The following is a 4,689-nucleotide window of genomic DNA, read 5'->3' as shown; positions in this document are numbered from 1 at the left end:
GTATTATCGCGCTCCTAATTGCTCGCACGATCTTTCAACAACTTGCCGATCCTGCTACCCAATATCTCACGATCGGCATAATTTGCGCCGTGCTATCGGTACTCCCGTTATTCTGGTGCGTATTCGGTACCATTCGCCGTGCAAAAGCCGTTGCAGATCTACATCCAGCAGAAATGGAGCCAGTGACAATGCCCATGCGGGAGCAATTACGCCTGGTATTTACCAATCGTCCCTTTTTGCTCGTAGTCGGAATTTATCTCTGCTCCTGGTTTAGTCTCCAACTGACGGCGGCGATTATTCCCTATTTTGTCGTCAGTTATATGGGCATGAAACAAGCAGATTCGCCGTTGGTGATTTTAGCCGTGCAGGGGACGGCGTTGGGGATGCTCTCGGTGTGGAATGCCATCAGTCAAAAAGTCGGCAAAAAAGTTGTCTACTTTGTGGGCACTAGTGTCTGGATCGTCGCCCAACTGGGCTTATATTCGCTCCAGCCCGGTCAAACTACAATGATGTATGTATTTGCGGTGATGGCTGGTTTGGGTGTATCTACGGCCTATTTAGTGCCCTGGTCGATGTTACCCGATGTCATCGAGCTAGACGAACTCCGCACGGGACAACGCCGCGAGGGGATTTTCTATAGTTTTATGGTGTTCTTGCAAAAAATCTGTCTGGGACTAGCAGTCGCAGGGGTGCTGCAAAGTCTAGAGTGGACGGGTTATCGGCTCCCAACTGCTGCCGTACCAATACCAGATCAACCCGTGGCAGTATTAGACGCTATTCGCCTCTCGATCGGCCCCGTACCGACATTATCGCTGATTTGCGGTTTGGTTTGCGCCTATTTTTACCCAATTACCCGCGAGATGCACCAACAGATCCTCTTACAACTCCAAGAACGTCGCGAGCAGAATTCGGGGGGAAGTGAGAAGTGAGAATTGAGAATTGAGAATTGAGAATTGAGAATTAGTGATTGCTTGGTGGTAACTTAGCTTCCCGTAAGTCGGTACTGCCTAAATTAGCCCCAACCCACATCGCATCTGTCAGATTTGCCCCGCGCAAACTCGCACCTCGTAAATCGGCATCGCGCAGATCCGCACCAGACAAATTGGCACCTGTAAAATCATAACTTTGTAAATTTTGCCCTCGTAAATCGATGCCTGCTAAATTACAACCAGGGCAACCTTTATCGGCTTGTAATTGAGTAATAGAGATGGAATTTCCTGACGGTGAGATCGATCGATTTCCAGTCGGGATATATTTATGAATTACCGACAATCCAATCAGCACGATTAGCCCCAAACCGATTATTTTTGGTTTAGACATGGGAACTTCGATCGAACTATCGAGCGTCTGTAGCGCAGTCAAAGCCGTCTGTGCGTCTGGATAACGAGCTTCGGGATTGGGATCGGTCATTTTCGTCAGCCAAGCTAAGAATTTCGGTGGGAGATGACTTAAATGTTTGGGTAAATCCAAGCGATAATTGTGGTCGATCAGTCGATCGATCTCAGTCGATTTCATCTTTGTTAATAGACAGACTAATGTGACACCCAAACTATATAAATCTGATGCTTTAGTTAATGGACGATTGAATAACTGTTCGGGTGGCATAAATCCCAGCGTCCCTTTAATGGTGCTACTAGCAGTCAGATCGGTATTATTGCTACGAGCAAATCCGAAGTCGATAAGATAGACATCGCGATCGTCAATTAGAATATTTTCGGGCTTGAGATCGCGATGAATAATTGGCGGTTGCTGTTGCTGTAAATATATTAATACTTCTAAAATATCGATCGCGATTTGCTTGACTCGATCGATCGTAAATTCTCGTCCCGAATTAGCCAAAGTATTCCCCGACTTGTATTCTTGCACCAAACAAAACCCAGTCGGCGTCTCCCAAGAGGCTACATACTTGGGAATGTGCGGATGGTTGAGTTGTTGGAGCAGATCGACTTCGCGTTGATAACTATCATAATCGCTCCAGGTGTTGCCAGTCGTCGCAAACTGAAATTGTTTGACAACCACAGGTGTATTGCCGTTGAGATCTTGCGCTAAATACGTAACTCTACCACCATTAATATTTTGCCCCAACACTCGATCGATCTGATAGCCTTGGGGTGATAAATCTAGTAAACTTGAATTTTGGTTGTGATGATTCATATGGCAATCCTGGTTGGTACAGATCCCCGACTTCTTGAAGAAGTCGGGGATCTAGCAGTAATAATTTAAAAGTACAAGTTGCTAAGATTTGGTAAGTTTCTTACTCTTCTCAACCAACCGGATAAACTCCGCCCGATAGCCATCGAGATCCGCACCCTTAGATTGATTTGCCAATTCCAACACACTCCCAAAATTGCTACTCCCTTTAAACGGTGAATTGCGTAAATTCATCCCATAAGCAGCAACCGCCGCCGCAAACTTGAGATTATTAGAAGCTGTATTAATTGGCTTCGCGATCGAGTTTTCTACCTTCCCAGTTAAGAGTTCGGAAGTATCCGATTTAGGAGCCTTATACCGCAATCTGACTTGCATCAATTCGGTACTATTAGCCGCAATTTGAGTTTCTTTATCCGCCGCAGTTTGAGCCACAGGTGTCGCAAACTTGAGATCGGTTTTCACACCGACGGGAATTACCTCATACAGGGCTGTAACCGCATGTCCGGCTCCAAGTTCGCCAGCATCTTTTTTATCATCTTTGAAGTCTTTGTTAGCTAGGACGCGATTCTCATAGCCAATCAGACGATATGCTTGGACGAGTTTGGGATTGAATTCGACTTGGATTTTGACATCTTTAGCGATCGTCAATAAAGTCGAGCCGAACTCTTTCACCAATACCTTTTTGGCTTCCATCAAATTATCGATATAGGCATAGTTCCCATTACCTTTGTTCGCCAACTGTTCCATTTTGGCATCTTTGAGATTGCCCATCCCTAAACCAAGCACTGTCAGAAAGACATTACTCTTCCGTTCTGTTTCGATCAGCTTAACCAATCCTTCATCGCTACTAACGCCGACATTAAAGTCACCGTCTGTCGCGAGAATTACCCGATTATTACCATTCTGAAGAAAGTTTTCTCGCGCTACTTTATACGCCTGAATAATCCCTTCCCCACCAGCAGTAGAACCGCCAGCTTCTAATTTATCTAGAGCAGCGATAATTTTCTCTTTCTGGTTTCCAGGTGTCGAAGGTAAAACTAAACCAGCACTACCAGCATAAACGACGATCGCCACTCGATCGTTCGGGCGGAGTTCGTTAACTAATAACTTGAGCGAAGATTTAAGCAGGGGCAGTTTATTCGGCTCGTTCATCGAACCGGAAACATCTAGCAAGAAGACTAAATTATTCGGTGGTAATTTCTCCATGCTAATCTTCTTGCCTTGCAATCCAATCTGCACGAGTTTATGCTGGGGATTCCATGGTGCGGTAGCAACTTCGGTATTAATCGAAAATGGTTTATCGCCCGTCGGTTGGGGATAATCATAAGGAAAATAATTGACCATTTCCTCGATCCGCACCGCATCTTTAGGCGGTAATTGTCCGCCATTAATAAATCGCCGAATGTTACTATAACTAGCCGCATCTACATCGATCGAGAAAGTCGAAAGCGGTTGTCGATCGGCAGTGTAAAATTGATTATCCTCGATCGATTGATAGCTTTCGTCAGTAGGTGCTTCTATCGGCGGCGATACAGGTAAAGCTTCCGATTGGAGTGGCGTAGATGAATCCGTTTTGGCTCCACCATTTAACGCCTGCTTAGATTCAGTCGTCGAACTTGTACTGGTACCTGTGGCTGCTGGGCTTGCAGGGCTACTTGCAGGAGCAGATCCCTTATTCGCACCAGAACCACACGCGGTAAGGCTGGCGAGTAAGATGACGAGACTGGTATTGAATATCGATCGAGAAACCGACTGAGCGGAATGAGACATGATAAATTAGTGCAAATAAGTAGTGGACTTGAGTGTGAGTCGCGACTACCTAATTGGCAACTGCCCGAAATAAACTAGATGCAAAGGGCAGTATCCAAACGAGCTTTCGTCTAATTCCAGCTACAATCACAGTTTGGGCAATTCCAGAAACGATCGAAAAAAAAGTTTGAGTGACTATATTCAGGATAGCAATCGATCGAGGCCGATCGGATCGAGATAAAATAGAAATATATCGGTTGTTATTGAGTATCTAGTCATGAACATCAATCCTCCTTTAAAGTCAACTCAGCATGTCTTGCGCTACAGCCCAGAAGAATTCGCCCAAAAAGGTACTCAAATTTATAACCACGTTATACCAACACTGGGAGTAGAAGCTGATGGTAAAATTGTCGCGATCGACATCGAAACAGGCGAATTTGAATTAGCAGATACCACCCTCGCAGCAGCGGCGAAAATGTTCGAGCGGTTGCCATCTGCACAGCTCTGGTTTGAACGAGTTGGTGCAGATAGCGTTCACAGATTCAACTCTGTGTATCCAGCTTAATAATTATGATGTTTGGGCGAGTCAATCAACGGCGAGAAGCGATTCTCAAATTGGTAATTATCGGTAATGAAAATAACAAAATTGCTGTCGATGCAGTTATCGATACAGGATTTAATGGCGATCTAATTTTACCGATTGAAACTGTATTACTCCCTTCCCGCCAGAAGATTATAGAATAAGGTTGTAGATATGTTGAATCGTATTTGAAATTTGGATTGGAGTCT

5 protein-coding genes are annotated in these 4,689 nt (G+C 45.0%); 3 read left to right on the top strand and 2 right to left on the bottom strand.

Annotation, left to right across the window (positions count from 1 at the left end):
- Positions 1-929 (top strand): MFS transporter (locus C7B77_RS24455; protein WP_146138495.1); only part of this gene is annotated, 929 nt, incomplete at its 5' end.
- A 31-nt stretch (positions 930-960) separates the two neighbouring features.
- Here the strand turns inward: C7B77_RS24455 and C7B77_RS24450 are convergent.
- Positions 961-2,154, bottom strand: coding sequence for a serine/threonine-protein kinase (locus tag C7B77_RS24450; protein ID WP_106311061.1), 1,194 nt, complete (start codon positions 2,152-2,154; stop codon positions 961-963).
- 81 nt (positions 2,155-2,235) lie between these two features.
- The gene (locus C7B77_RS24445; RefSeq protein WP_106311058.1) at positions 2,236-3,921 is read right to left on the bottom strand and encodes a vWA domain-containing protein; all 1,686 of its coding nucleotides are present in this window, start codon (positions 3,919-3,921) and stop codon (positions 2,236-2,238) included.
- A 256-nt stretch (positions 3,922-4,177) separates the two neighbouring features.
- On the opposite strand from C7B77_RS24445, the gene C7B77_RS24440 reads away from it, so the two are divergent.
- Positions 4,178-4,465, top strand: coding sequence for a hypothetical protein (locus C7B77_RS24440; RefSeq protein ID WP_106311056.1), 288 nt, complete (start codon positions 4,178-4,180; stop codon positions 4,463-4,465).
- Positions 4,466-4,470: 5 nt separating this feature from the next.
- A complete protein-coding gene (locus C7B77_RS30420) occupies positions 4,471-4,644 on the top strand; it encodes a hypothetical protein (protein ID WP_181244013.1) in 174 nt (57 codons plus the stop codon).
- The last annotated feature ends 45 nt before the right edge of the window (positions 4,645-4,689 follow it).

The sequence above is a fragment of the Chamaesiphon polymorphus CCALA 037 genome (assembly GCF_003003845.1).
Taxonomy (GTDB): domain Bacteria; phylum Cyanobacteriota; class Cyanobacteriia; order Cyanobacteriales; family Chamaesiphonaceae; genus Chamaesiphon; species Chamaesiphon polymorphus.
This window is presented reverse-complemented; position numbering and strand designations above follow the sequence as displayed.